This is a genomic window from Maribacter algae (assembly GCF_047345745.1).
Classification (GTDB): Bacteria; Bacteroidota; Bacteroidia; order Flavobacteriales; family Flavobacteriaceae; genus Maribacter.
Genome location: NZ_JBLFES010000004.1, coordinates 377,248 through 400,468, shown reverse-complemented (window position 1 = coordinate 400,468; position 23,221 = coordinate 377,248). Strand labels below are relative to the sequence as shown.

Sequence of the window (23,221 nt, the reverse complement as noted above, 5' to 3'; positions counted from 1 at the left end):
TTAAACTATTGTACTTTCTTGGGCGTTGTAGCCTGTTTTGGTTTTAAGGCTTTGGGCCGGGTGGGTGGAAGACTGTTTACAGGGTCACTTTTGTTTTCGTTCCGTTCTACTTCCCCGGCATCGGTGTCAATAGGATTATTGATTCCTTTGATAACTACCAACTCTATATTGTTGTCATCTTCGTCAAAAATATCATCTTTGGTCATAATGCGCTCATCGCCCCTCCAATTAAACCCTTTAAGAATCCTACTGTTTTCCGGTAGGTCCTTTTCTGGAAAAATATCACCATCGGGATTGGTGAAAAAAGTAAGGTCTTCCACATCGTTATTGGCCATGGTGATGGTGATGGCACTACAAATGGTCTTATCAATTCCAATAAGCTCATCATCATCATTGTACATATAATAAATGACTTCGGTATTTTTAATAAGGTCTATCGTTTTTAGTTCGTTTTCAATGAACTTGCCAAATAAATCCTTTCCTTTTGCCTGATTATATCCTGTCATACTGATACTGTCCAAAGAAACGACAAAGGCATTATTCAATACGATAAGGGAATCTAGTTGCTCCGTTTCCATATTTGATTTTAGATGGATGCTGTCTCCCGTCATTTGATTGTCACCGTTCCAAAGTATAGGATTTGTTATGAGTTGTGTGATGCCGGTCTTTTGTTCGGAATGAATGGAATCGCATTTTCCGCTCAAGTCCTTTTTATAGAATTTGGCATTTCTAAATGCCCTTAGGATTCGGTCTTCCGGTTTGCCCGTAATCATTAAAGTATCTCCATGTACATAGAGCGAATCTTTTTCCTGCACCGAAATGGAAACAGCCCTTTTTGTCGCAAAAACCGAGTCTTTGGCTTTGAACACTTCTGCATAATGCGCACGTATGAGCCCATTGTTTATGGTATCCGTAACCGTAATATTATTTGTAGCAGAAGCAAATTCCCGAGCTTTATCAAAATAAACACTGTCACCTTTAACAATTCTATTGTTATAATCTATACGGGTGTTTTTTATGCCGTAACCACTTTCTATCTTGGTATCATAAAATCCACGTTCGCAATAAATTTTATATTCCTCTCCCACAATGGTAGAGGGGCCGTACATATATGCATTTTTGGAGGTGGTATAGTAATCCAATTGCTCGGAATCCAGTATATATTGTGGGTTGTCTATATGAACGCTATCTAAAAATTGAAATTTTTTAAGCTCCATGAAATAGCGTCCTATTTTACTGGTCAACGTATTGGCGGAATCTACTACGGTACCATTGTCTTGATAATAAGCTTCTTGGGTTACCCGGTTTAATCTCAGGGTATCCGTTGTCAATTCCATGTTTCCCGTTTCCGATGTCCTACTTTCCAAAAGCACGTCTCCCCAAGCTTTCGCAAGTTTTATGTCGCCTTCATAGTCTATTTTGTCGCTGATCAATTGAATGGAATCCCCTTGTTTTAGAAGAACATTGCCAATGGCCTCCAAACGATTCTCTTTTTGAAAATAAATGGCAACATCGCACCACAGGTCAGCCCCTTGGTGTTCAAATTGAACTTGTCTTTTGTCCTTTGAAAAGATTGAGGCTCCGGGATATTTTGTTTCGTCCTTTGTGAAATTGGCACCGTAAACAATATTGATCTGTTTACTGTTCGTTGTATCGTTTGCCTGTTCTTTCGTAGTTATTTGTGCAGAGGAAACAACGGAAAAACAAAAGAACAGTACTAAAGGAAGAATTTCTTTCAAAAACGAAAATTTTGACCAAAAATAGGATTTTTTGAAAGAGCTAGAATTAAATTAGGATAGTTTTAGCAGCTCTTAACTTAAACCAGTGTTTTAAACATTTGTTCCTCTTATGGATTCCTTTTGCTTAAAATTTCCGATAATCTCCTTTTAGGTATTGGTTGGCCTCTTCTTCTGAAAATTTAGCGTTTTCACTGTCCCAATGTAGGGTCTGGTTCGGAAATCTGCCCGCAATGACGCCCAAGAGAATGGTTTCCGTTAAATTGGAAGCATAGGAAAAAGGCGCGGTACATTCATCCATCCCCAAACAAGCATCTACAAATTGATGATAGTGTTTTGGTCCTTCGGAAGCATAATCACGTATAGGTTTTCCCATTTTATTTGCTTTTTCAACGGCAGCTATCTCTTCCGAAATATCAATATATTCCCCATTTACGATTTTTTTTGGCAATTCCATAAAGTGAGGCAGTAACAAACGTCCTTTTTCTCCAACAAACATAGCACCTTGTTCTGGTAAAGTACCGGCAGAAGTCTCTTGTGTCTCCAAGGACATTTTTTCAGCCACGGTTTTTTCTTTCTCCTCATTTCCAGATTTATCCATCATTTCTGATGCTCCCGGTAATCTCAGGTCCTGATGGTCTTTAGGTGCGCTTGGTCCGTCATACCAAATCCATTTTAAGGTATCCGTAGTATACTCCGTCCCCGGAAATTCATAAGTGACGTTATTTTTTTCAGGATAACCAAAACCATTGGGTGGCCTACATTCATTTTTAACAGTTTTTGGTACATCCAATTGTAATGCGTTATAAGGAGTATCAAAAATATGAACCCCCATATCTCCTAACGTACCACAACCGTAATCCATTAATTTTCTCCAATTTCCGGGATGGTACATTTCCTTTTTATATGGCCTTTCTGCCGAAGTGCCCAACCAAAGGTTCCAATCCAAAGTTTCGGGAACTTTATCCTCACCCTCAGGTACGGGACCGTCATAGCCCCAATTTTTGGGTGACCATGCATGTACCGTATGTACTTTTCCAATGATTCCGGATTGAATCAGCAATGTGGCCAATTTACAATCGTAAAATGAATGCACTTGAATGCCCATTTGGGTGACGATTCCTTTTTCTTCTGCTATTTTTTTCATCGCCCTTGCTTCGGAAACGTAATGGGTGAGCGGTTTTTGACAATAAACGGATTTGTCCATTTCCATCGCCATCAAAGATGCCGGCGCATGGGTATGATCCGGAGTCGATACGATAACTGCATCAATTTCATTATCTATTTCTTTTAACATGATTCTATAATCCGTAAAGGTCTTGGCGTTTGGATGCATTTTTTTTGCAGCTGCCAAGTAATTGGAATCAACATCACATAGAGCGATTACATCTACCTTGGCATGGGAGGAAATATCCCTTAAATCTTCTCCACCCATGTTACCTACACCAATATGGGCCGTTCGCAATCTTGTTGATGTTGTTTTGTGAATTGCTCGTTTTTCTTCTTTACAGGATATTATAAGTGAAGGCATAATAGCGGTAGACGAGGCCAGTATTGCGGATTTCTTTAAAAATTCTCTTTTCTTCATATCGTATGTATCACTTTTTGACTTCGATGTTCCGGAGCCATGATGGATTATTAGGGCCTTGGATACCTGTGTATCCATTTTTTTCGATATGATAAGGTATAAAAAAGTAGCGATAAACTAAACTTCGTTTATCGCTATGTGATATGTTTTATGATATGATAATCTATCTATATATCGTCTGGGTTCTATCCGGACCAACGGATACTATTTTGATGGGTACTTCCAATTTTTTTTCAAGAAAATCGATATACGCATTTAAATTTTCCGGAAGTTGTTTCGCATCGCTCATTTTAGTGAGGTCTTCTGACCATCCCGCCATTTCGGTATAAATAGGAGTCACATTTTCAGCTTCAATATTATAGGGAAGATGTTCAATTTTTTCTCCTTTATAATTGTAGGCCGTACATACTTTTAGTTTTTTGAACCCGCTGAGCACATCGCCCTTCATCATCATTAATTCGGTAACGCCATTAATTCTCACCGCATATTTCAAGGCAACCAAGTCCAACCAACCGCAACGTCTTGGTCTTCCGGTCGTAGCCCCAAATTCATTGCCCACACGCCCCATCGTTTCTCCATCGGCATCAAAAAGTTCGGTCGGGAAGGGGCCGCTACCCACTCTTGTAGCGTATGCTTTAAAAATACCCTTCACTTCCCCAATTTGGTTGGGTGCCACGCCTAATCCGGTACATGCCCCGGCAGCCGTAGTATTGGAGGAAGTTACAAACGGATAGGTGCCAAAATCAATATCCAATAAGGAGCCTTGCGCGCCTTCTGCCAATATTTTCTTTCCGCTTTTTTGGGCCTGGTATAAATACTCTTCACTATCAATAAACTGCAATTGTTTTAATTCCTTGATAGCTTTAAAAAAGTCCGCTTCCAATTCCGCCAAATCATATTGGATATCTACATTGTAAAATCCGATCATGGCTTCGTGCTTATCTGCCAACGTGCGGTATTTTTCTTTCCAGTCGTTCAATTCCAAATCCCCAACACGCATTCCGTTTCTTCCGGTCTTATCCATATATGTAGGACCGATGCCCTTTAGCGTAGAACCGATTTTAGCCTTTCCTTTAGCAGTTTCGGAAGCTGCATCCAACAATCTATGGGTGGGTAAAATAAGATGCGCCTTTCTAGAAATCAGTAATTTGGATTTTATATCCAAATCGAATTTTTTAAGCGCATCAAGCTCTTTTTTGAAAATAACGGGGTCTATAACGACACCGTTACCAACAACGTTAATGGCATTTTCGTGAAAAATTCCGGAAGGGATGGTGTGCAGTACGTGTTTTATACCATCAAATTCAAGAGTATGCCCTGCATTTGGTCCTCCTTGAAATCTTGCGATGATATCATAATTTTGGGTAAGTACATCAACAATTTTCCCTTTTCCTTCGTCACCCCATTGCAGGCCCAACAATAAATCTACTGCCATTTAAAATATAATTGAATAGTTGTTTTTAATTTTTGGTTTTGTTTTTTGTTCCATAGAAATAAAGTGAATGTGTATTGATTTTGATATCGAACACTTCCTCGATCGTCTTTTTGATGGATTGTATACGCGGGTCGCAAAATTCCATCACCTCGCCCGTATCGGTAAGGATTACATGGTCATGCTGGCGGTCAAAATAGGACTTTTCATATTGCGCCTGATTTTTCCCGAATTGATGCTTGCGTACCAATTTACAGTCCAATAAAAGTTCTATGGTATTGTAGAGTGTGGCCCTGCTTACGCGGTAATTTTTATTTTTCATTTTGATGTAGAGCGACTCAATATCAAAATGATCATCACTTTCATAAATTTCTTGAAGTATAGCATAACGTTCCGGGGTTTTTCTATGCCCGTTTTCCTCTAAAAAAGTGGTAAATACGTTTTTTACAATTTCTTGGTTCTTGTCCGAAGCCATCGTCACTACATTAATGTACAAATGTACGGTTAAATTTTAATTCTGATTCTACAATCTAGTGACGTTGTCTATACCACCTATCTGTTTTAAATTTTCAATTAATTTTTTGAGAATCGCTTTGTTTTTGACCACGACGGTAATCTTTCCCTTGAACGTTCCGCCATCCGTACTAAAGTTTAGATTACGCATATTTACGTGCATGTTCTCTGATATTACTTTCGTGATTTGGCTCACCAGGCCAAGATTGTCTATTCCTGTTAACTGTATATCTACCTTGAATTCCTCTTGTGAAGAATCTACCCATTTTGCACTGATAATGCGATATGCATAGTTGGATTGAAGCGATATGGCGTTAGGGCAATTTTTCTTATGCACTTTTATTCCTTCCGAAACACTTACAAAACCAAAAACGGTATCTCCCGGTATAGGATTACAGCATTTGGAAAGAGTGTAATCCAATTTTTCCTCTTCCTTGCCAAACACTAGCATATCATATTTGGAGGTGATCTCTTCTTTATTGATTTCCTCCGGATTCGGATTTCTTCTAATCCTGTTCTTAAAGAAGCTGATAAAGGCGTTGCTGTAATTGGAGGCAAAATCCTTGATCATTTGATTGTCTATCGATCCTACGCCCACCCTATAAAAAAGGTCTAAACTTGTTTTTAATTTGAAGAAAGTGACCATTTGGTTCACCACATCTTCACTTAGGGTTATTTTTTGGGACTTGAGCTTTCTTCTCAGTATTTCTTTCCCATCCTCTCCAATGGTTTTTTTCTCCTCGCGTAAAACCGACTTTATTTTGGCCCTTGCACGAGCAGTAGTAGCATAATCAAGCCAGTTTTGGTTTGGTTTTGCCTGATCGGAGGTAATGATTTCAACTTGATCGCCACTGTTCAATGTAGTGTTCAACGGAACTAATTTTCCATTCACTTTAGCGCCACGGGTACGCATACCTACTTCCGTATGAATATTGAATGAAAAATCCAATGGCGTAGCCCCTTTTGGGAGCGATTTTAATTCCCCCTTGGGGGTAAAAACAAAAATTTCCTTGGAATAGAGGTTGAGCTTAAACTCCTCAACAAAATCTACGGCATTGGAATTGGCATTTTCAAGCGCTTCTTGTAGCTTGTTCAGCCAAACTTCTATACCCTGTTCTTTTTGATCTCCGTGTTTGTATTTAAAGTGGGCGGCATATCCTTTTTCGGCAATTTCGTGCATGCGTTCACTGCGTATCTGTACTTCTACCCATTTTCCCTTGGGCCCCATCACGGTGATGTGCAACGCTTCATAACCCGTAGATTTGGGAGAGGATATCCAATCCCGGAGCCTTACGGGATTTGGGGTGAAGTGATCCGTAACGATAGAATAGATTTTCCATGCCAGAAACTTCTCGTTCTGTATGTCGTTCGGGTCGGATTTGTAGATAATACGAATGGCAAACTTGTCATAAATTTCATCAAACCCCACATTTTGGGCTTTCATCTTCCTCCGCATGGAAAAGATAGATTTCATCCTGCCCTTTATGGTATATTCTAAACCTTCTTTTTTAAGGGAATTGTCGATTACGTTGGAGAAGGTATCAATATAGGCCTGTTGTTCTTCCTTGCTTTCCTCTATTTTACTTTTAATATCGTTATAAACATCGGGCTCTGTATATTTTAAGCTTAAATCCTCGAGCTCGGTCTTAATATTGTACAGCCCAATTCTATGCGCTAATGGAGCATAGATGTACAGTGTTTCGGAAGATATTTTCACCTGCTTGTGCTCCGGCATGGCATCCATGGTGAGCATGTTGTGATAACGATCTGCAATTTTGATGATGATAACACGCACGTCATCATTTAGGGTAAGCAACATTTTTCTGAAATTCTCCGCTTGTTGGGAGATATTCATGTCCTTTTTTAAGTGCGATATTTTTGTAAGTCCGTCAACGATGCGGGCCACGGTTTCACCGAACATTCGGTCTATATCGTCCAAGGTGTATTCGGTATCCTCAACCACATCGTGTAAAAGGGCCGACGCAATGGAAACCGCATCCAGACCTATTTCCGAAGCTACTATTTTGGCCACGGCGATCGGATGGAAAATATAAGCTTCCCCGGATTTTCTACGTTGATTTTTATGCGCATCAACAGCTACCTCAAAAGCAGAGCGTATGAGTTTCTTATCATCATCGGATAAGTTTTGATAGCTAATGCGAAGCAATTCCTTGTATTGCTTGGCAATAAGCTTATTTTCTTCCTCTATAGCAGTTTGTGTCATTGTAAATTAAATTTACCACAATCTAAACTGCTAAACAACAAAAATCATGCCTTTAAATTCCTGATTCTATCGATTAATGGTGGGTGCGAGTAATGCATGAAAACGTATGCAGGATGGGGGGTAAGATTGCTCAAACTATTTTTGGATAGTTTTTTAAGGGATGTAACAAGTGGTGATGCCGCAAAGGTATTCTTGGCAAAATCGTCTGCCTCATATTCAAACTTCCTTGACAAGTGGTTCATGATCAGTCCGGTTGTTTCGGAAATAGGACTGTACAATATTCCAAAGCCTATCAAAGCGGCATGAAAACTTGGCCTGTCTACGCCTATTGCCATAGAAACCGAAGGGTTATTGATGAACAGCGACAATAAAAAAAGCATAATTCCGGTCAAGACAATAGAGGTAATGAGATTGAAAATAACGTGGTTTCTTTTGTAATGGCCTATTTCATGGGCAAGCACTGCTACAATTTCATCTTCTTCCAAATCATTTATAAGCGTGTCGTATAAAGTGACCCGCTTTTCCTTCCCGAATCCCGAGAAGTATGCATTCGCTTTTGTGGAACGTTTGGAACCGTTGATGACAAAAATATTTTTAAGGTCAAACCCTACTTTTTTTGCATAGGATTCAATTTTAGACTTAAGACTACCGCCTTCCAAAGGCTCTTGTTTATTGAACAAGGGCACAATAAGTTTACTGTAAAATAAATTCATAAATAGCGTGAAAGCGGCCACTAAAATCCAAGTGTACCACCAAAAAGCTGTTCCCGCCCATTGGAAGAACCAAATTACAAGAGATAAAATGCCACCACCAATAATAATGATCATGGCCCAACCTTTAATTTTATCCAAAAGAAAAGTCTTTTTGGTTGTTTTGTTAAACCCGAATTTTTCCTCTATCACAAAAGTTTGGTAGTAAGAGAAAGGCGTGCTGAGAAAATCGCTTCCAATCATAATGATGCCAAAAAATAGCAAAGCCTGTAAAATGCTATTCTGTGTTATATCTTGTACAAAGTGGTCTACTGCACCAAAACCACCAAAGATTAGGAAACCTAGTATCAATAACAGCGAGAACGTGGAAGTTACGACTCCAAATCTATAATTGGTCCTTTTATAATCTTGGGATTTTTGATATTCCGTTTCGTTATACACATCCTCCAAACCTTTCGGTATTGGGTCCGTAAAACGTTTTGCATTTAAAAAATTGAGAACCGTCGCTAAAATGAACTCACCTATCAAAATGGCCAGAATGCAATAAAAAATAAGCGTATTATCCATAAGTTCATTTCAAGTTAAGGCCTTAAAAATGATGTTTTAAGCTCATTTTTGCCTTTGTCTTTTGGCTTCAAAGATAAGTATTGCCGCAGAGACCGATACATTCATGGAATCTATCTCGCCTTCCATAGGAATAATTATATTTTGGGTAGCATTATGTAGCCATTCGTCCGTAAGGCCCTTATCCTCAGTGCCGACCACAATGGCCGTGGCACCTGTAAAATCTATGGCCGTATAACTTACCGAAGCAGTTAACGCTGCACAATAGGTATTTATTCTTTTTTCTTGTAGATATTCGATAATCTCCCTAGTTGTTCCGGTGGCGACAGTTCTTGAGAATAGGCAACCTATACTTGAGCGTATGATGTTGGGATTGTATAGATCTGTTTTTGGGTTGGCAATGATAACGGCATCTAGATTGGCTGCATCTGCCGTGCGAAGTAACGCACCAATATTTCCTGGTTTTTCAGGAGCTTCGGCAACCAGAATTAGAGGGTTCTTGTTGTTTAAGGCCAAGTTATCAAGCGTATGGGATTTTGTTTTGCATATGGCCAAAATACCTTCCGTGGTATCTCTGTATGCTAATTTTTGATATACTTCCTTGGAAACGGATATGGGTACATTAGACTTAAATTTTGCACTTAAGCTTTCAATCTCTTTTTCTTCTAAAAGAGCTTCGCAATAAAATAAGGTTTCAAATTGATAACCGGCACTGTACGCCAACCTAATTTCCCGATTGCCTTCCACAATAAAAAGTCCTGATTTTTTTCGTTCTCGGGATTTTTCTTTTAATAGAAGTGCCTTTTTAATCAAAGGATTTTGTATACTGCTAATATATTTGGTGATGGACATCACTGCAAAAATAAATTAATATGTTAACAATATGGTCTGTCATAGACCAAGCAATAAATAAATCAATTAATAATGAAAAAAATAATTCCATTTTTTGCCCTTGCTATTCTAATATCCTGTAAAGAGGCCCCGAAAGTTGAAAAGAAGGAATCAGCTCCAAAACCTATTATGGCCGCTGAAAAAGTTGACAATTATCCAGCTTCCTTAAAAAAAGTTTTTGATGCCCATGGGAGTGTAGCCAATTGGAAACAGTACAAAACCTTATCCTTTCAAATGCCCAAACCAGATGGAGCTGAAACACATACTACAGACCTTTATTCCAGAAAAGAAAAAATATTGGCAGGGGACGTTCAAATGGGTGCCGATGAAAACGGAATATGGTTATGGGATAAAAAAGACACCTATAAAGGCGATGCTATTTTTTATCATAATTTAATGTTTTACTTCTATGCCATGCCCTTTGTTTTGGCAGATGACGGAATCAATTATGGAGAAACACAAAACTTGGAGTTTGAGGGGAAATCCTACCCAGGAATAAAAATAAGCTACGATGCAGGAGTGGGAACATCTCCTAAAGACGAATATTATTTGCACTATGAGCCCGAAACGCATCAAATGGCGTGGTTGGGATATACGGTAACCTATCGTAGTGGAGAAAAATCCGATAATGTAAAATGGATACGCTACAATGATTGGACGAAAGTAGGTGAGGTACAACTGCCAAAATCCATTTCTTGGTACACCTATGAAGGCAGAACTATCAAAGAGCTTAGAAACACGATGCAATTCAATGAGGTTGCCTTGAGCAAAATGTCAAAGCCCAACACTTTTTACACAAAGCCGGCTGATGCTGTTTATGTAAACAAGGAAACCGAAAATAAATAGGGTATTGGATTTTAACATAAGAAAAGGTTAAAAGCAATTTGTTTTCCTTATTTCATATGGTAATAATGATTAAATTAGAAGCTCTTGATGTAACAACAAAAGTTTTTCTTTGGGAAAAGTGCTGTAGATACATCCTAATAGGATGCTTTTAAATTAATACAACAACTAAAATATGCCAACGTACAATTTAAAGATTAACGGAGAATCCCATTCAGTGGAAGCATCCGCTGAAATGCCTTTGCTTTGGGCATTGAGGGACCATTTGGATATGGTAGGAACTAAATTTGGATGTGGAATAGGTCAATGCGGTGCCTGTACGGTACACGTTGATGGTAATGCTACAAGAAGTTGCCAAATGAAAGTTTCTCAAATGGATGGAAAAGAAATCACCACCATTGAGGGTTTATCGGAAAACGGGACCCATCCCGTTCAACAAGCTTGGAAAGAAGTAGATGTACCACAGTGCGGTTACTGTCAAGCGGGTCAAATCATGACTGCGTCCGCTTTTTTGGATAAGAACCCAAACCCTAGCGCTCAAGAAATAAAGAATGCCATGCACGGAAACATTTGTCGTTGTGCGGCCTATAATAGAATCCATAAAGCCGTAGGCATCGCCTCGGAAAAAATGGGCTAATCCCTTAAAAAGTAAAAAATGTCAAAATCAATTTCTTCAAACTTTAGTAGAAGGGCATTCTTACGAACTTCCTCGTTAGCAGGGGGTGGAATGCTTATTGGCTTCAATCTTTTTAATGCTTGTAAGCCCAAGGTAGAGATGCCGGTTGACCTTGCTTCATTGGACTACAATGATTTTAATGCATTCATTAAAATAGCTGACAACGGAAAAGTAACCATCTTTTCTCCGAACCCGGAAATAGGACAAGGTGTAAAAACCTCCATGCCCATGATAATTGCAGAGGAACTGGATGTTCCTTGGGAAGACGTGCATGTAGTACAAGGTGTTTTGGATACAAAAAATTATACCAGACAGGTGGCGGGTGGTAGCCAATCTATTCGCTTTGGCTGGGATGCGCTTAGACAGACCGGAGCTACGGCCCGGCAAATTTTGATAAACGCCGCAGCGGCGCGTTGGGGAGTAGATGCTTCCACATGTACTGCAAAACAAGGAGTAATAACCAATGAGAAAGGCGAAACCCTTACTTATGGGGATGTGGCGAACGAGGCTGCCGTTCTAGAGAACGAAAGAGCTAAAAGTTATGCCGATGTAGTAGAGGGCGAAGGAGATGAGAAAGAAGCGGAGCCAGAAAACATCAAACTAAAAGACCCAAAGGATTTCACTATAATTGGGAAGAATGCGACCAATGTAGATATCGATAAAATCATAACCGGGAAACCGTTGTATGGAATGGATTACAAAGCTGAAGGCATGGTCTATGCCTCGGTCTTGCGACCACCGGCTTTTGGTCAAATGTTGGAATCCTTTGATGACAGTGAAGCTAGAGCAATGCCTGGCGTCATAGATGTCATCAGAATAGGGGAGCGAGGAAGGAAACTGCTTGGAAAAGAAAAACAGAATTGGACGGTTAAACTTGCCGATACCGATAAAGTAGTGGTCATTGCCAAATCCACATGGGATGCAATGCAGGGCAAAAAAGCCATAAAAGCTGATTGGTCCAATAGTTCTTCCTTGGAAAGTACAGCTACGCATGATGAACTGTTGACCGGGCTTTTGGACGGTACTGAATTTAATACGTTGCGCAAGGACGGCGACGTTGAAAAAGCTTTTAAGAATGCCGATAAGATTATAGAACGTACCTACGAATCTCCTTTTTTACCACATAATTGTATGGAGCCCATGAATTTTTATGCAGATGTAACTGCGGATAAAGTTCATTTGGTAGGCCCTATTCAGACCCCGGAGTCCGCAGCTGAAGCGGTGGCGGAATTATTGGAACGGGATCTTGCCGATGTGCATTGTGAGATGACCCGTATGGGTGGTGGTTTTGGACGTAGATTATATAGTGATTTTGTTCTCGAAGCTGCCGAGATTTCCGAGACGATAGGAAAACCGGTCAAAATGGTTTCTTCGCGTGAAGATGATATGACTACGGGAGTGTATCGCCCATCCATTAAATATAGAATCAAAGCAAGCCTTAAAGACGGTGAGCTATCGGGATACCAATTAAAAGAAGCTGCCATCAATGGAAACATGTATGGGTTGATCCCCAATTTCTTCCCTGCAGGCGCATTGGAAAATTATCAAGTTGATGTTGCCAATTATCAAAGTAATATTACTACGGGAGCATGGCGCGCACCTTATACCAATTTCCTTTCATTTGCGGAACAGAGCTTTCTAGATGAGGTTGCGGAAGCTTTGGAAAAAGACCCGGTGCAAATGCGTCTGGATCTGTTGCAAAAAGTAAAGGGTACTACTGATGAAAGAATTCAATATTCTGCGGAACGTATGGAGGATGTCATTAATCTGGTGGTAGAAAAATCAGGCTATAGAACGCCAACAGATGGTGTTTACCAAGGTTTCTGTGCCTATTATTGTCACAATACCCATGTCGCCGAGGTAGCCGATGTGGTCATGGAGAATAATCAACCCGTGGTAAAAAAAGTAACCGTGGCCGTAGATTGTGGCATTGTAGTGAACCCAACTGGGGCACTGAACCAAATTGAAGGAGGCGTTGTTGATGGTGTGGGGCATAGTATGTATAGCGATTTTAAGTTCAAGAACGGCATGCCGGAAAGTAACAATTATGACAGTTACAGGCTTATACGTATGCGTGAAGCTCCCGAAGTTGAGACACATTTTGTAAAAAATACCTTAAGCCCCACAGGGCTAGGTGAGCCTACATTGCCGCCCGCAGGCGCGGCGGTTTCGATAGCCATTAAAAAGGCTACGGGCAATAGATTGTACAAACAGCCTTTTATAAACAATCTCAATAATAAAGAATTGGTAGGATAGTCTATGGAAGTACTATTTTTTGGAATAGCAAAGGACATAGTTGGTAGTTCGCAAATAGCATTTTCAACAAGTTCGGAAGTACCATCTTCGGTAGCGGAATTAAAAACGCATTTAGTGAATTCCTATCCGGAATTTTCAAAATTGACTTCTTTGGCCGTCGCTGTGAATAGTGAATATGCTACCGATGACGTACCTTTGGACCGGAATGATGAAATTGCTATCATTCCCCCCGTAAGTGGAGGATAATGAAGAAGATTATTGAAATTGTAGAAGTGATAGATACTTCCCTTGCGTACTCCGAACTTTCGGATGCCCAAAGTGGAGGTATTTGTGTTTTCATAGGTGCCGTCCGCGAATTTACGGATCAGCAAGAGGTTACGGCTTTGGAGTTTGAAACTTACAAACAAATGGCCTTAAAGGAAATGGATAAAATAGCGGATCAGGCTATTCAAAAATGGAATTTGAATAAAGTGATGTTGCGCCATGCCGTTGGGAAAAAAGAAGTAGAGGAGCCTGTAGTAGTTGTAGGCGCGTCTTCGGCCCACAGGGAGGCTTGTTTTGTCGCTTGTCGGTTTTTGATCGATACCTTGAAAGAGACCGTTCCCATTTGGAAAAAGGAAATATTTAAGGATAAAACGGTTTGGGTTTCGGCGCATCCTTAGAAACAAGAAATCAGAAATACGAATTGCAAAGAATAAAAAGGTAAATATCAAATTCCACTCCTTTGGAGAGGTTAAGTGAGGCCAATGTTAATAGACAATCATAATAGAGTTATAAACTATTTAAGACTGGCGGTCACGGATAGGTGCAACCTGCGTTGTAACTACTGTATGCCCTCGGAAGGAATCAATTTTGCCAAAAATGATAAGCTATTTACCATTGAGGAACTCTGCAAGCTGTCAGAAATCATGATTTCTCAAGGAATAGATAAAATCAGGATTACGGGCGGGGAACCCTTTGTACGCAAAGATTTGATGGTCTTATTGCGGCATTTAAAGAGTTTAGAGGGCTTGAAAGATATTTCGATTACGACAAATGCTACGTTGATAGGACCCTATATTGATGAACTGAAAGCGTTGGGCATCAAAAATATAAATGTTAGCCTAGACGCTATTGATAAAGCTACTTTTGAACGTATCACACGAAGGGACCAATATGATACGGTCCACAATAATCTTATTCGTTTAGTTACCGAAGGATTCAATGTCCGTATTAATTTCATTGCATTGGAAGGTCAAAACACACAGGATATCCTTCCTATTTTGGAATTGGCGAAGCATTATAATGTCTGCGTTCGTTATTTGGAAGAAATGCCTTTTAACGGCGGTTCAAAATCTTTTAAGACCATTGCTTGGGACTATAGGATCATCTTAGCTCATATTAAAGAAGTGCATCCAGACTATTATCGATTGGAATCTCCCGAAACCTCTACATCCATCAATTATAAAATACCCGGATTCAAAGGCACTTTTGGTGTTATACCCTCTTTTAGCCGGACGTTTTGTGGAAGCTGTAATCGTTTGCGTATATCTGCTACCGGTGATGTAATCACTTGTTTGTATGCTAAGGCAAGCACCAATTTAAGGGACATAATGCGTGGGGCCGATTCAGAAGAAAAAATCAAGGAACAAGTGCTCAAAGCCATTGGCAGTAGAGCAAAAACTGGATTTGAAGCACAGGAAAAATATAAAGGAGTGTTCTCAAATTCCATGACATCAATAGGAGGCTAATGACCAAACAGCTATCACATATAAACGAAGAGGGTAATGCGGTAATGGTAGATGTTTCTACTAAGAAAATATCGAATAGAGTTGCGATAGCTTCTGGCTTGGTGAAATTTCCTGAAAGTGTTTTCAATACTTTGAAACGACAAGATTTTCTGGGTAAAAAGGGAAGTATTGTTCAGACCGCAGTAATTGCGGGTATCCAAGGAGTAAAAAAAACATCGGAACTAATTCCGTTATGTCATCAAATCAACCTCACTAAAATCAATGTTGACATTCTTCCCGGGAAGAATGAATTTCAAATTAGCTGCACAGTAAAATGCAATGGAAAAACAGGTGTTGAGATGGAAGCTTTGACAGGGGTTTCTATAGCTGCGTTGACGATTTACGATATGTGCAAAGCGTTGTCACAGGATATTGTGATTTCAAACGTTCAATTGGAACAAAAAAATGGGGGTAAAAATGATTTCCAACGATAATAAACTTTATGGTCTGGTATTGTCGGGAGGCAAAAGTACCCGAATGGGGAAGGATAAGGGGCTCATCAAATACCATAATGCACCACAAAGAGAGCATCTGTATGAACTGTTGAATGCTGTTTGCGAAAAAACTTTTTTAAGTATTCGTCCGGACCAATTGGAAACTATCCCAGAGGTACTAAACACTATAGTAGACCAAGATGAGTTTATAGGTCCCTATAACGGATTGCTCTCCGCACATAGAAAACATCCGGATGCCGCTTGGTTGGTATTGGCCTGCGACCTGCCACTGATAGATAAAAAAGCTTTGGAAGAATTGATCTTAGAAAGGGATACCGCGAAAATGGCGACGGCCTTTGCCGATAAAAACAATCCCCTGCCAGAACCCCTATGTGCTATTTGGGAACCGAAAGCGTTGGCAACATCCATTACTTATTTAAATAATGGAAACGGTACATGTCCGCGTAAGTTTTTGATACATAATGATGTGAAATTGGTCTTTCCCGAGCGAGCGGAAATTTTACTCAACGCAAATTCAAAGACAGAATATCAAGAAGCGTTACAAAAACTGACTTCATGAAAACCGCACGCTATGACAGACAAAGAATTCTCAAAGGGTTTGGGGAAGAAGGTCAAGCCAAGCTCAAAGCAGCCAAAATTCTGGTCGTTGGTGCCGGGGGACTGGGTGTTCCGGTATTGACCTACTTGAATGCCATGGGCGTTGGTACATTGGGTATTGCGGATGCCGATTTGGTTTCGGAATCCAATCTGCACCGTCAGGTAATTTATAAAGAAAACCAGATAGGATTACCCAAGGTTGAGGCCATCAAAGATAATTTACAGGCCCAGAATTCTGAAACCATCATCAATGTCTACAAAAGTTTTTTAACGATTGATAATGCGCTGGAAATTATTGCAAATTATGATGTAGTGGTGGATGCTTCTGATAATTTCCCCACGCGCTATTTGGTCAATGATGCCTGCGTTATTTTAAAGAAACCTTTGGTTTATGGAGCCTTGCATGGTTTTGAAGGTCAAGTAAGTGTTTTTAACTATGATAACGGACCTACATATCGTTGTCTCTTTCCGAAAATGCCAAAAGTGGATGCCATACCTAATTGTAACGAACATGGTATTTTGGGAGTACTTCCCGGGATTATCGGAAATCTACAAGCTTTGGAAACGGTTAAAGTAATTACGGAGATAGGAGAAGTGCTCTCGGGAGTATTGTTTTTATACGATGGACTTTCACAACGAACGCAGCGAATGCAGTTTAATACGATTCCTGAAAATCTTGAGCTTTCAGAACTACAAGATAGTTACGAATTGGATTGTAACATTCCTGTGAAATCAATAGAAGCAATTGAAATAGAAAAGCTTATAACCGATTTTGATATTGAATTGATTGACGTTCGGACGAAAGAAGAGTTTGTTCAAAATCACCTTGCAAAGGCAAAACATATTCCCCTATTGGATTTGAAGCAACGTAAAAAGGAAATCGATACGAGAAAACCCGTTTATGTGATTTGCCAGTCAGGAATCCGAAGTTTAAAAGCAGCTGTTTTATTAAAAGAATTACTTCCAAATACCGAAATTATCAATGTTTCGGGAGGGATGAACCAACTATCCAGTTATGCTGATTTCAGTTGAGAATCTAGTAGTCCTTTGTCTTGGTTTTTTCATTATTGCTACATTGTATTCCTCGGTCGGTTTCGGTGGTGGGTCCAGTTATTTGGCAATCTTAACGCTTTTTCTTTCCGGTTTTTTCGCAATTCGATCTATTGCTTTGGTTTGTAATCTGGTTGTGGTTTCTGGTAGCACTTATTTGTATTTTAAAAACGGACACGCTAAATTGAAGGACTTCTTGCCATTTGTGCTCACAAGCATTCCGTTGGCTTTTATTGGTGCTTCGTTCCGATTAAAGGAGCATATATTTTTTGCTATTTTAGGAATCTCATTGATTCTTTCTTCTATTTTTTTGGCTTCTCAGGCGGTGCATTGGAAAGAGTCAAATACAAAATCTAGAAAATATTCCAATTGGCTTAGTTATGTATTGGGTGCCGGTATTGGTTTTTTATCTGGACTTGTGGGCATTGGTGGGGGAATTTTTCTTGCTCCGGTATTGAATCATTTGCGATGGTCCAATGCGATAAAAATTGCGGCATTGGCCAGTTCTTTTATCCTTATGAACTCAATCTCAGGTCTAGCAGGATTAATTATCAGTAATTCTTTACAATTACCTTGGGTTGAAACCCTATCACTAGTCGTCGCTGTACTTTTGGGTGGTCAGATGGGCATTCGTTTAAGCCTCAAAAAGTTATCGCCCAAAGGAATAAAACTTATAACGGCCATTCTCGTTTTTATAGTAGGTATACGTGTTTTGCTGATAAACGGCCTCAGGGTTTTATAAAAGCTTTAAAAAGAAATAAAAGGAAGGTTTCTTCATGAATACCTTATATATTTATCGCTATGATTACATTCAAAGAAGCATATAAAAAAGTGCTTGAAAACCCTCTAGATTTAGGAACCGAGTATGTACCATTATTAAATGGTCTAGGACGAATTTTAGCAGAACCGATTATGGCGGACCGTGACTTTCCACCATTTAATAGGGCTACAAAAGATGGTATAGCTATCCAATATGAAACTTGGAAAAATGGAACTACAAAGTTCAGGATTGAGGGTATTGCCAGCGCAGGAATGCAACAGCAAAAATTGATGGATGCCTCAGCGTGTTTTGAAGTGATGACAGGGGCGGTAGTACCTGAAAATACGGATACGGTCATCATGTACGAACATGTATCTATTTCCGATGGATGGGCAGTTATAAATGAAAAAATTGAGAAAAACCAAAATATTCATTATCAAGGAAGTGATGTAACGCAGGGAACCCAAATTTTGGAGGTCGGTATAAAGATCACCCCTGCCGAAATAGGAGTTCTTGCTTCGGTGGGAAAGCCAGTTGTTCAGGTCAAGACTTTGCCTAAAGTCTGTGCGATTGCTACGGGAAATGAATTGGTGGACATAGACAAGATTCCCGAACCACATCAAATACGAAAATCCAACAGTACTACGCTACAGGCTGCATTAGCGCAGCAAAACATCGTGGCACATTCCTTACATCTTATGGATGACAGAAAAAGCATCGAGCTAGGTTTGAAAAAAGCCCTCAGCGAAAATGATGTGCTGTTGTTAAGCGGTGGTGTTTCCAAAGGAAAATTCGATTTTATTCCTGGGGTGATGGAAGAATTGGGCGTAGAAAAAATATTTCATCGTGTGGCACAGCGACCTGGGAAACCATTTTGGTTTGGAGTTCATAAAGAATCAAAAACGATAATATTCTCTTTTCCCGGAAACCCGGTGTCTACATTTGCCAATTATCATTTGTATTTTTTACCATGGCTGCATACGTCATTAGGGGTTTCCACTCATGAGCAATCCGTGAAGTTGTCCAAAAAAATTCAAATTAAACCTCCTTTAACACGATTCATTCAGGTGAAAACACAATGGCAGGAAAACGTTTTATGGGCTACTCCGGTTACGGAAAACGGTTCGGGAGATTTAACCAGTTTAGTAAAAGCCGATGGTTTTATATGTTTGGAACCGAGGGATAAAAGTTATGAAGTAGGGGAGTTGGTGAAGTTTGTAAAAGCTAAAGAATAATCGCTTCGAAGGAGTTTGCGATTGAAAAATCTTAATAAGATATCGAACACTTGAAATTGCACCCTTTTTAGATAAGTATTAAATGAACCCAAGAAATATTTCAGATTTCGTAGATTTTATAGGGCAGAGGTTAAATTTCTAAAAGAATAACACCAACGAATGTGTGTGAAATGAAAAATAACTTACTTTAGTAACCGTGAAAAATAAAATCCAAATAATAACGGGGATACTGGCAATATATATATTGTCTTTACCTGTTATTTTGGTTTTTCACTCCCAGTCGCACATTCAGGATGTCACAGAAATTGTTGACAGCGATTACGACCATATAACCGCTGTTGATAATTCAGATTGCCAAATCTGTAGCTTTTATTTTGATCAGCAACTATATGTTCAGAATCTGGCTGTTTATCAATTGGATACTTTTTCCTGCTATTTTCATCAGAACATAATAGAATCTCCTGTTGTCCTATCTCAAGAACAGCAATACCTTAGGGGGCCTCCTACCGTCTAATATCTTTTTCAAATAGTATGAATCTTTGGTTTCCTCTGGTAACCAAAGTGTTCTATTGTATGCGATTCGTTTCAAGGTCGTATACCATTTTTTTAATCCTATTTACATAGATTCAGATGTTAGAAGCAATCAATCTTACAAAAAGATATGGTGGGCACGAAGCATTGAGCGATTTAAATCTTTCCGTTGCTCAAGGTGAAATATTTTGTTTATTGGGCCAAAACGGCGCCGGTAAGACTACCACTATTAATTTATTTCTTGGCCTATTACCTGCAACGAGCGGCAAGGCTTTAATCAATGGTATTGAAGTAAAACCGAATAGCAATGCCACCTCAAAAATGATTGCCTACATACCCGAAGTGGTACAATTGTATGGCAATCTTTCCGGACTCGAAAACCTTGATTTTTTTAGTCGAATCGCAGGGTTTCGGTATCCAAAGGATGAGCTGGCCGCTTATTTGTTAAAAGCGGGACTAGAGGAAGCTGCACACACCAAAAAATTGGCTTCCTACTCCAAGGGAATGCGTCAAAAGGTCGGTATCGCCATTGCCCTATCAAAAAATGCGGACTTCATATTTATGGATGAACCTATCTCCGGTCTCGACCCGAAGGCTACGGTAGAATTTACAGCAATCTGTAAAGAATTAAGCCAAATGGGAAAGTCCATTTTCATGGCCACCCATGACCTTTTTAATGCGGTAAACGTCGGTACCAAAATAGGTATTATGAAAGAGGGCGCCTTGGTTTATTCAGAGGATACCAAGGCTATCAGCGCCAACGAACTACAGGATCTATACTTAAAAACAATTTAAAGCCGTAAACGAAGAGCGATCGAATGCCGTCGGCTTGCATGGGCCATGGTGGTTTTATTCGATTGGAGTTTGCAGGTTACTATAAAAATAAAACACAAATGAAAATTATTAATACACTATACATAGTACTTTTTTTTGGCTTTATAGGCAGCGTTAACGCCCAAGTAGCTGTGACAGGTTCGGTCGTCGATGAAAAGAACAATGCGATTTTCGGGGCAACGATTTCCTTGACTAATTCAGATAATACATTTGGTGTCCTCACGGATGACAACGGTACATTTCAATTAAACGTACCCCAAGGTATATATCAGTTCGAGGTACGCTTTTTAGGCTATGTTTCTCAACAGCGATCTATTGATATTACTTCCACAGACGCATTTGATTTGGATACAATCGTATTGATAGAATCCGTCGAAAAATTACAAAGTGTTGAAGTTATTGGGCGGGCTAGAACCGATTATAATAGTGATTATTCCTTTTCTGCAACAAAAGTGGCTATTAAAAATAAAGAACTCCCACAGGCAATAACTTCTGTAACCAAAGAATTGATAGCTGACCGACTGGCCTTTCAATTGCCTGATGCGGTAAAAACGGTAAGCAACGTTACGGTCACTGGTTTATATAACCACTATAATATTCGAGGTATTACTCAGGCCGATGATGGGCAAGTACTCAACGGAATGCGTACCCGTCAGTACTATTTTTTACAGCCCATTACGGCACACCTAGAGCGGGTTGAGGTCATAAAAGGGCCATCATCGGTAACGTTTTCAAGTGCGGATCCAGGAGGTACCGTAAACATGGTAACTAAAAAACCATTAACTGAAAAGAGGAGTGAAGTTTCTTTAACAACAGGTAGTTTTGGCACTTTACGAGCCACTGCCGATTTTACAGGACCTTTAAACGAATCAAAAACCTTGCTTTATCGTTTTAATGCTGCTTTTCAAGAGGCCGATTCGTTTAGAGATGTCGTAAACAACAACGCTATTTTGATTTCGCCGTCTTTAAGTTATATCCCAAACGAGAACACATCGTTAAACGTGGAAATGATCTACAGTGATGCCGAGGGTAATTTAGATCGAGGTCAGCCGATTTTTGGAGCCATTAATGGCGAATTTGATTTGAACAGTACCCCAATTACAAGAAACGTCGGTGCGTCAAGCGACCATTACAAAAACAAAGAGTTTATTTTCATGGCGAATTTTAGTAAAAAGTTCACCGAAAACTTTGGTTTCAATGCCCAGTTTATGAAACAAACTTGGGATGAAGATTTAGCTGAACATAGAGTTGGTGGTAGCGTGGTCGATATTGAAGGTAACGTGATTCCGACATTGGCAAGGTTGCGCTATGATGAAAGACAACAATTTTGGGAAACGGATAATTTTAGCACCTATTTCACCTATGACATCAAAAAAGGTAAGGTTACCAATAAAATACTAGTTGGCTTTGACGGTACGCGTTGGGAGCGAAAAATTGGGGCAGGATTTTTACGTGCTAGAAGATATCTAACTGTTGATGGGGGTCAGTCTAATTTTGATCCAGAGAATCCGGATGACTTTCAACAAATCGTTGTAGACGGCGTTACGATACCAAAACCCGCCGCCGCTTTTTTCAATTTAGCAAATCCTTTTAATGGTGCCAGAGATGTCAGTGATTACAATCTTTCGGAATTATCGATTCCGGCAAACTTAACGTCTTCGAGTGGTATCTATCTTCAGAACCAATTCAAGGTTGGAAAATTTTCAGCTTTAATAAACTTACGGTATGAGTGGTTCACGGATATTTTTGACTATAAAGGGGATGAAGGAGAGTTTAAAACCAATGCTTTTGTGCCTAGAATAGGCTTAACCTATGAAGTTACAAATAGTATTAGTGCGTATGCCACTTATCTAGAAGGGTTTCAACCACATACCAATACGGTTTCGTTATCACCATCTGCGGAAGGGTTCTTTTGGGCCGCTTCACCGAGCAGATTCGACCCTCTAGAAAGTAGCCTAACAGAAGTGGGTGCTAAGGGCGAGTTCTTAAACGGAAAAGTATTTGCCAATCTGGCAATTTTTAATATCACTCAAAAAAATATCTTATTAGGAGACACCTTTGATTTGGAAACCTTAACCACAAGAGGTGAGCAAAGAAGTACTGGTTTTGAAATGGACATTTCCGGTTATGTGTCACCAAACTTTCAACTTACGGCATCTTATGGTTTTGCAGATGCTGAAATCGTAGAAGATGCTATTGAAGAATTTATCGGGGAACCGATTGGAGGAGCTCCAAAGCACACCGCAAATTTTTGGGCGCGCTATGATTTTATGAATAAGACCTTAAAAGGTATTGGATTCGGTTTAGGTGCTCAATATGTAGACGAGAGATTCACCTGGTACAACCCTACATACGCTACCGATAGGGTACTATTGCCAGACTACACCGTATTTGATGCTGCCGTTTACTACAAGCCAAATAATACGGGCATTCAATTGACACTTAAGTTGAACAATTTATTTGATGAAACGTATTGGTTGGGTGGTCTTAACCCTTCGAGGTTAGGTCCTGGTGCACCTAGGAATGTTTTGTTAAATGCCACTTATAAATTTTAAGA

20 protein-coding genes are annotated in these 23,221 nt (G+C 39.7%); 13 read left to right on the top strand and 7 right to left on the bottom strand.

Translation table 11 applies throughout. The features are described from left to right. Positions 1 to 5 precede the first annotated feature (5 nt). The 7 genes from ACKWBX_RS16305 to ACKWBX_RS16275 form a co-directional block, all read right to left on the bottom strand. The gene (locus tag ACKWBX_RS16305) at positions 6 to 1,739 is read right to left on the bottom strand and encodes an OstA-like protein (protein WP_413969789.1); all 1,734 of its coding nucleotides are present in this window, start codon (positions 1,737 to 1,739) and stop codon (positions 6 to 8) included. A gap of 124 nt (positions 1,740 to 1,863) precedes the next feature. After that, positions 1,864 to 3,324, bottom strand: coding sequence for a Gfo/Idh/MocA family protein (locus ACKWBX_RS16300; protein ID WP_413969826.1), 1,461 nt, complete (start codon positions 3,322 to 3,324; stop codon positions 1,864 to 1,866). Between the two features lie 163 nt (positions 3,325 to 3,487). Beyond that, positions 3,488 to 4,759, bottom strand: coding sequence for an adenylosuccinate synthase (locus ACKWBX_RS16295; protein WP_413969788.1), 1,272 nt, complete (start codon positions 4,757 to 4,759; stop codon positions 3,488 to 3,490). Between the two features lie 25 nt (positions 4,760 to 4,784). Next, entirely contained in the window at positions 4,785 to 5,231 is a 447-nt protein-coding gene (locus tag ACKWBX_RS16290; RefSeq protein WP_413969825.1) for a Fur family transcriptional regulator, read from the bottom strand. A 48-nt stretch (positions 5,232 to 5,279) separates the two neighbouring features. After that, complete coding sequence (locus tag ACKWBX_RS16285; protein ID WP_413969787.1) at positions 5,280 to 7,493, bottom strand: RelA/SpoT family protein; 2,214 nt, start codon at positions 7,491 to 7,493, stop codon at positions 5,280 to 5,282. Positions 7,494 to 7,537: 44 nt separating this feature from the next. Then, positions 7,538 to 8,770, bottom strand: coding sequence for a M48 family metallopeptidase (locus ACKWBX_RS16280; protein WP_413969786.1), 1,233 nt, complete (start codon positions 8,768 to 8,770; stop codon positions 7,538 to 7,540). A gap of 42 nt (positions 8,771 to 8,812) precedes the next feature. After that, positions 8,813 to 9,619: a TrmH family RNA methyltransferase gene (locus ACKWBX_RS16275; RefSeq protein WP_413969785.1), complete on the bottom strand. Its 807-nt coding sequence runs from the start codon at positions 9,617 to 9,619 to the stop codon at positions 8,813 to 8,815. A 72-nt stretch (positions 9,620 to 9,691) separates the two neighbouring features. Here ACKWBX_RS16275 and ACKWBX_RS16270 point away from each other — a divergent pair, with 72 nt between their 5' ends. From ACKWBX_RS16270 to ACKWBX_RS16210, 13 genes are all read left to right on the top strand, one after another. Then, complete coding sequence (locus ACKWBX_RS16270) at positions 9,692 to 10,504, top strand: DUF6503 family protein (RefSeq protein ID WP_413969784.1); 813 nt, start codon at positions 9,692 to 9,694, stop codon at positions 10,502 to 10,504. A 172-nt stretch (positions 10,505 to 10,676) separates the two neighbouring features. After that, the gene (locus ACKWBX_RS16265; protein WP_413969783.1) at positions 10,677 to 11,138 is read left to right on the top strand and encodes a (2Fe-2S)-binding protein; all 462 of its coding nucleotides are present in this window, start codon (positions 10,677 to 10,679) and stop codon (positions 11,136 to 11,138) included. Between the two features lie 18 nt (positions 11,139 to 11,156). Continuing rightward, a complete protein-coding gene (locus ACKWBX_RS16260) occupies positions 11,157 to 13,433 on the top strand; it encodes a xanthine dehydrogenase family protein molybdopterin-binding subunit (protein ID WP_413969782.1) in 2,277 nt (758 codons plus the stop codon). Between the two features lie 3 nt (positions 13,434 to 13,436). Beyond that, positions 13,437 to 13,679 (top strand): MoaD/ThiS family protein, encoded by a 243-nt coding sequence (locus ACKWBX_RS16255; protein WP_413969781.1) that lies wholly within the window; start codon positions 13,437 to 13,439, stop codon positions 13,677 to 13,679. Next, entirely contained in the window at positions 13,679 to 14,095 is a 417-nt protein-coding gene (locus ACKWBX_RS16250; protein ID WP_413969780.1) for a molybdenum cofactor biosynthesis protein MoaE, read from the top strand. The genes ACKWBX_RS16255 and ACKWBX_RS16250 overlap by 1 nt, the downstream gene beginning before the upstream one ends. A gap of 84 nt (positions 14,096 to 14,179) precedes the next feature. Beyond that, positions 14,180 to 15,163, top strand: coding sequence for a GTP 3',8-cyclase MoaA (gene moaA / locus ACKWBX_RS16245; protein ID WP_413969779.1), 984 nt, complete (start codon positions 14,180 to 14,182; stop codon positions 15,161 to 15,163). Further along, positions 15,163 to 15,636, top strand: coding sequence for a cyclic pyranopterin monophosphate synthase MoaC (moaC, locus tag ACKWBX_RS16240; protein WP_413969778.1), 474 nt, complete (start codon positions 15,163 to 15,165; stop codon positions 15,634 to 15,636). The genes moaA and moaC overlap by 1 nt, the downstream gene beginning before the upstream one ends. Further along, a complete protein-coding gene (locus ACKWBX_RS16235; RefSeq protein WP_413969777.1) occupies positions 15,620 to 16,216 on the top strand; it encodes an NTP transferase domain-containing protein in 597 nt (198 codons plus the stop codon). Before moaC ends, ACKWBX_RS16235 begins: the two co-directional genes overlap by 17 nt. Continuing rightward, positions 16,213 to 17,286, top strand: a complete 1,074-nt coding sequence (locus ACKWBX_RS16230; RefSeq protein WP_413969776.1) for a ThiF family adenylyltransferase — start codon at positions 16,213 to 16,215, stop codon at positions 17,284 to 17,286. Before ACKWBX_RS16235 ends, ACKWBX_RS16230 begins: the two co-directional genes overlap by 4 nt. Next, positions 17,270 to 18,046 (top strand): sulfite exporter TauE/SafE family protein, encoded by a 777-nt coding sequence (locus tag ACKWBX_RS16225; protein WP_413969775.1) that lies wholly within the window; start codon positions 17,270 to 17,272, stop codon positions 18,044 to 18,046. The genes ACKWBX_RS16230 and ACKWBX_RS16225 overlap by 17 nt, the downstream gene beginning before the upstream one ends. A 59-nt stretch (positions 18,047 to 18,105) precedes the next feature. After that, the gene (locus tag ACKWBX_RS16220; protein ID WP_413969774.1) at positions 18,106 to 19,299 is read left to right on the top strand and encodes a molybdopterin molybdotransferase MoeA; all 1,194 of its coding nucleotides are present in this window, start codon (positions 18,106 to 18,108) and stop codon (positions 19,297 to 19,299) included. Between the two features lie 630 nt (positions 19,300 to 19,929). Then, entirely contained in the window at positions 19,930 to 20,625 is a 696-nt protein-coding gene (locus tag ACKWBX_RS16215; protein ID WP_413969773.1) for an ABC transporter ATP-binding protein, read from the top strand. A 98-nt stretch (positions 20,626 to 20,723) separates the two neighbouring features. Next, the gene (locus ACKWBX_RS16210) at positions 20,724 to 23,219 is read left to right on the top strand and encodes a TonB-dependent receptor domain-containing protein (protein ID WP_413969772.1); all 2,496 of its coding nucleotides are present in this window, start codon (positions 20,724 to 20,726) and stop codon (positions 23,217 to 23,219) included. Positions 23,220 to 23,221 lie beyond the last annotated feature (2 nt).

What these genes read in the sequence shown, in the direction of transcription:
- ACKWBX_RS16300 (WP_413969826.1), bottom strand. Translation starts at nt 3,324, where the DNA reads ATGAAGAAAAGAGAATTTTTAAAGAAATCCGCAATACTGGCCTCGTCT.
- ACKWBX_RS16295 (WP_413969788.1), bottom strand. Translation starts at nt 4,759, where the DNA reads ATGGCAGTAGATTTATTGTTGGGCCTGCAATGGGGTGACGAAGGAAAA.
- ACKWBX_RS16290 (WP_413969825.1), bottom strand. Translation starts at nt 5,231, where the DNA reads ATGGCTTCGGACAAGAACCAAGAAATTGTAAAAAACGTATTTACCACT.
- ACKWBX_RS16285 (WP_413969787.1), bottom strand. Translation starts at nt 7,493, where the DNA reads ATGACACAAACTGCTATAGAGGAAGAAAATAAGCTTATTGCCAAGCAA.
- ACKWBX_RS16280 (WP_413969786.1), bottom strand. Translation starts at nt 8,770, where the DNA reads ATGGATAATACGCTTATTTTTTATTGCATTCTGGCCATTTTGATAGGT.
- ACKWBX_RS16275 (WP_413969785.1), bottom strand. Translation starts at nt 9,619, where the DNA reads ATGTCCATCACCAAATATATTAGCAGTATACAAAATCCTTTGATTAAA.
- ACKWBX_RS16270 (WP_413969784.1), top strand. Translation starts at nt 9,692, where the DNA reads ATGAAAAAAATAATTCCATTTTTTGCCCTTGCTATTCTAATATCCTGT.
- ACKWBX_RS16265 (WP_413969783.1), top strand. Translation starts at nt 10,677, where the DNA reads ATGCCAACGTACAATTTAAAGATTAACGGAGAATCCCATTCAGTGGAA.
- ACKWBX_RS16260 (WP_413969782.1), top strand. Translation starts at nt 11,157, where the DNA reads ATGTCAAAATCAATTTCTTCAAACTTTAGTAGAAGGGCATTCTTACGA.
- ACKWBX_RS16255 (WP_413969781.1), top strand. Translation starts at nt 13,437, where the DNA reads ATGGAAGTACTATTTTTTGGAATAGCAAAGGACATAGTTGGTAGTTCG.
- ACKWBX_RS16250 (WP_413969780.1), top strand. Translation starts at nt 13,679, where the DNA reads ATGAAGAAGATTATTGAAATTGTAGAAGTGATAGATACTTCCCTTGCG.
- moaA (WP_413969779.1), top strand. Translation starts at nt 14,180, where the DNA reads ATGTTAATAGACAATCATAATAGAGTTATAAACTATTTAAGACTGGCG.
- moaC (WP_413969778.1), top strand. Translation starts at nt 15,163, where the DNA reads ATGACCAAACAGCTATCACATATAAACGAAGAGGGTAATGCGGTAATG.
- ACKWBX_RS16235 (WP_413969777.1), top strand. Translation starts at nt 15,620, where the DNA reads ATGATTTCCAACGATAATAAACTTTATGGTCTGGTATTGTCGGGAGGC.
- ACKWBX_RS16230 (WP_413969776.1), top strand. Translation starts at nt 16,213, where the DNA reads ATGAAAACCGCACGCTATGACAGACAAAGAATTCTCAAAGGGTTTGGG.
- ACKWBX_RS16225 (WP_413969775.1), top strand. Translation starts at nt 17,270, where the DNA reads ATGCTGATTTCAGTTGAGAATCTAGTAGTCCTTTGTCTTGGTTTTTTC.
- ACKWBX_RS16220 (WP_413969774.1), top strand. Translation starts at nt 18,106, where the DNA reads ATGATTACATTCAAAGAAGCATATAAAAAAGTGCTTGAAAACCCTCTA.
- ACKWBX_RS16215 (WP_413969773.1), top strand. Translation starts at nt 19,930, where the DNA reads ATGTTAGAAGCAATCAATCTTACAAAAAGATATGGTGGGCACGAAGCA.
- ACKWBX_RS16210 (WP_413969772.1), top strand. Translation starts at nt 20,724, where the DNA reads ATGAAAATTATTAATACACTATACATAGTACTTTTTTTTGGCTTTATA.